The organism is Chitinophaga sp. (assembly GCF_036566945.1).
In the GTDB taxonomy this organism is placed as follows: Bacteria; Bacteroidota; Bacteroidia; order Chitinophagales; family Chitinophagaceae; genus Chitinophaga.
The window spans coordinates 1-3238 of record NZ_DATCVJ010000243.1 but is presented as its reverse complement, the minus strand read 5'-3'; the positions used below and the strand labels follow the sequence as shown (position 1 = coordinate 3238).

Sequence of the window (3238 nt, the reverse complement as noted above, 5' to 3'; positions counted from 1 at the left end):
AGCTCAGGTTAGAGCGTCTGCCTTATATGCAGCAGGTTACCGGTTCGAATCCGGTCTGGCCAACTTTGTAAAATGGTGCATGTAGTTCAATGGTGAGAATATCCGGCTGTGACCCGGAAGATCAGGGTTCGAGCCCCGCCTGCACCCCGAGAACCAATGTTGTTAACCCTGTTTGTTAACCCACATTTTGTTCATCCAAAATGTGTAACCCTAAAATTTGTTAACCGAAAAGCGTGTTAACCCCGGATTTAAAAGTGAAAAGTGTTAACCGGAAAGCGTGTTGACCCCAGATTTAAAAGTGAAAAAATGTTAACCCTAAAAGAGCGTTAACCCTCAAAAGATTACCAGTAAAAAATGTTGTCGAAAAAACGTTAACCCTGAAAGAGCGTTAACCCCTAAAGTAGAAAACCCCAAAGTGAGTACGGCGAAGCGGGAGTGTCGCAATGGTCTGTAAAACCATCGCCTTAACAGGCTTAGCAGGTTCGAATCCTGCTACTCACACTAAAAAATGGACGAATAGCTCCAATGGTAGAGCAGCGGTTTGAAGCACCGCCAGTGCAGGTTCGAGTCCTGCTTCGTCCACCAGGTAAATGAAAAGCATTTACTAAAATCCTTCCCCAACGGGAAGACGAGAATTGATGTCGTTGAACGCAAACCAGGCATGGGTTTCACAGAGCCCTGCAGTGCAGCCGTAGTAACGTGCTGTATGCTGTTGCCTCATGACACAGCTCTCGCCCAAACCATCTATCGATATAGGTTCGATTCCTATTCGTCTACGAGACGGTAGCTCAATGGTAGAGCAATGGATAACTCCCTTTCACGGAGACAGTCTGAAAAACTGTTAAAATCTGCTACTAAGAATAGCAAAACAAACAACAACGAAAGTCAGGGCTGTAGGCCCCGCGCATCATCAAAAGGGTGATGACAGCAGTTTTACCAACACCAGAAAACAGGTATATATATCATACCATTACCATCACTTAGCACTTCCGCCCTAACTGATGATTAATAGTAGGTTGACAACTGTTTCCGTGCCGGCAAAATGGGTAACACCCCTGGCTTTTATTAACCCCAAAAAGAGAAATGAAAATGAAAAGAGTAACCATCAACGCCTACGAAAGAGGCTTGATATTCAAGAACGGAGCATATCAGCGAATGCTGCAGGAAGGCCGGCACTGGCTGATCAACGAAGATGTACAAATCTTCGATGTCAACAAACCGTTTGTTGCTCCCCTGGAACTGAACATACTCCTGCAAGACCCTGAAATCACAGCGGCTTTGCATGTAGTAGAAGTAAGCGAAACAGAAATAGTATTGCACTACGAAAACGGATTGCTGAAGCAGGTATTGACCGCAGGAAGATACACCTTCTGGAAAAATATGATCGACTACAAGTTTATCCGTGCGGATATCTCTAAGATAGCCATCACCGAAAACATAGACCGGTCCACACTTTGCCACCGACTGGTAGCGCCTTATGTTAGGAGCTATAGCGTGGAAAGTCACGAACAGGCTATTTTGCTGATAGATGGAAAATACTCCATGACACTGTATCCTGGCATTTATTTCTGGTGGAAGAATAACATCTCTATCACCATCTCTAAAATTGATACCAGACAACTGCAGGCAGAAATCAATGGTCAGGAAATTCTGACCAAAGACAAAGCCGCACTGCGAATCAACGCATGGGCACAGTATCGGGTGGTAGATATCGACAAGGCGCTTTTACAAAATAAGGACTACGAACGACAGCTCTACATCCTGTTCCAGCTGGCGCTGAGAGAATACATCGCCGCGCTGAACTTTGATGAATTGCTGGAGAAGAAGGATGCCTTGGCCCCTTACATCCTGCAAGCCGTGAGCCCTAAGGCTGAAGCCCTGGGTATCACCATCGCCAGCTTTGGTATCCGGGATATCATCTTGCCGGGCGATGTAAAGGAAATCATGAACCAGGTGCTGGTGGCCGAAAAGAAGGCCCAAGCCAACATCATCATGCGAAGAGAAGAAACAGCCAGCACCAGAAGTTTGCTGAATACCGCCAAGCTGATGGAAGACAATCCCATGCTGTTTAAGCTGAAGGAAATGGAGTATGTGGAAAAAATCGCAGAAAAGATCAACAACATCAGCGTAAGCGGAAACGGTGTACTGATAGATCAGCTAAGGCAAATATTTATCCCTAAATAAGCGAAAAGGCACTGCCAAAAGGGTAGTGCCTTTAGCCTTTTATTCAGCATAATTTTTCTAGCTTTGCAGCATAAGCAGCAATAAAATTATGGACGGACAATATAGAAAAGATGTATATCCTGGCCTGGAAGTGGCCATCATCCTGAAGAAAGATCAGCGCAGCGGTAAAAAAACCTACGGTATCGTAAAGGATTTATTAACCTCTGCCGCCTATCATTCCCGCGGTATTAAAGTACGTTTGGAAGATGGACAGGTAGGCAGAGTCGTTGAAACAGACGTAGTAGGCGACGAAGACTAAAGCAACTTCAACGCTTTTGTAATACGGTCTATTTCTTCATTTAAATTAGGACCGATCGCACAACAGGTTTTAGTAGGTACTCCTCCAAATTCTGTTAACCCCGAATCTGTTATCAGTGTGGCATTCAACCCATCATCTATGGCCTGCTGGTATACGCGCTCCAGTTCTTCTTCGGAGTCGACCGACAAACAAATTTTGGTGAACCCTTTCGTCATCCACTCCGATACTTCTTCCGGATTTCTCAATTGGGTTTGCAGCGTATGTCCTTCGATGGTAGCATGCCGCGTTAGAAACGCAATAGACGCATGCGCTCCCTGAGCAATCATTTTTCCTTTGCGCATGTTCAAATCCTTGCGCATCACTATTACCTGCTTAATTATCCTGGACGACATATATGACTCCGTTTAAGCAGCTAATTTACAACATTACCAAATCACATATCCCACCTGTACACGTGCATCCAGTGCCTCTATCGCGCCAGTCTCGTATTCCACCGGGCTAAACCGGATACCAAAACGGGCTTCAAAACTGAAATGTCTTCCCCAGCTCCGTTGCATGCCCCAGGCGGGCGTAACGTATCCATAGCCGCTTTCATAATACCCTTTGGAGGCAGCAATAGGCGCGGCTCTGTAACCACCCGTCAGACTGAAAAAACTGCCGGCATTATTATCCACACGCTTTCCCCTGGCTTCGCGGCGGGCGATACCATAGTACTGTCTTACTTCTCCCGAAAAATTAGGTAAAAGCGCATAGCCC

At 45.8% G+C, this 3238-nt stretch carries 4 protein-coding genes and 4 tRNA genes; 6 read left to right on the top strand and 2 right to left on the bottom strand.

Annotated features, from left to right (window positions below):
* The 6 genes from VIP81_RS07115 (at nucleotide 1) to VIP81_RS07090 (ending at nucleotide 2482) form a co-directional block, all read left to right on the top strand.
* A tRNA-Ile gene (locus VIP81_RS07115) sits at nucleotides 1–56 on the top strand.
* A gap of 18 nt (nucleotides 57–74) precedes the next feature.
* Nucleotides 75–147: transfer RNA gene (locus VIP81_RS07110), tRNA-His, on the top strand.
* Nucleotides 148–415: 268 nt separating this feature from the next.
* Nucleotides 416–501: transfer RNA gene (locus tag VIP81_RS07105), tRNA-Tyr, on the top strand.
* 9 nt (nucleotides 502–510) lie between these two features.
* Nucleotides 511–585: transfer RNA gene (locus VIP81_RS07100), tRNA-Phe, on the top strand.
* Between the two features lie 504 nt (nucleotides 586–1089).
* Nucleotides 1090–2184 (top strand): slipin family protein, encoded by a 1095-nt coding sequence (locus VIP81_RS07095; protein WP_331957840.1) that lies wholly within the window; start codon nucleotides 1090–1092, stop codon nucleotides 2182–2184.
* Between the two features lie 88 nt (nucleotides 2185–2272).
* Nucleotides 2273–2482 carry a YwbE family protein gene (locus VIP81_RS07090; RefSeq protein WP_331957838.1) on the top strand — a complete coding sequence of 70 codons (210 nt, stop codon included), beginning with the start codon at nucleotides 2273–2275 and terminating at the stop codon, nucleotides 2480–2482.
* Here VIP81_RS07090 and pth2 read toward each other — a convergent pair.
* Both pth2 and VIP81_RS07080 read right to left on the bottom strand, forming a co-directional pair.
* Nucleotides 2479–2874, bottom strand: coding sequence for an aminoacyl-tRNA hydrolase (gene pth2 / locus VIP81_RS07085; protein WP_331957836.1), 396 nt, complete (start codon nucleotides 2872–2874; stop codon nucleotides 2479–2481). The genes VIP81_RS07090 and pth2 overlap by 4 nt on opposite strands.
* A gap of 33 nt (nucleotides 2875–2907) precedes the next feature.
* Nucleotides 2908–3238 (bottom strand): hypothetical protein (locus VIP81_RS07080; RefSeq protein ID WP_331957834.1); only part of this gene is annotated, 331 nt, incomplete at its 5' end.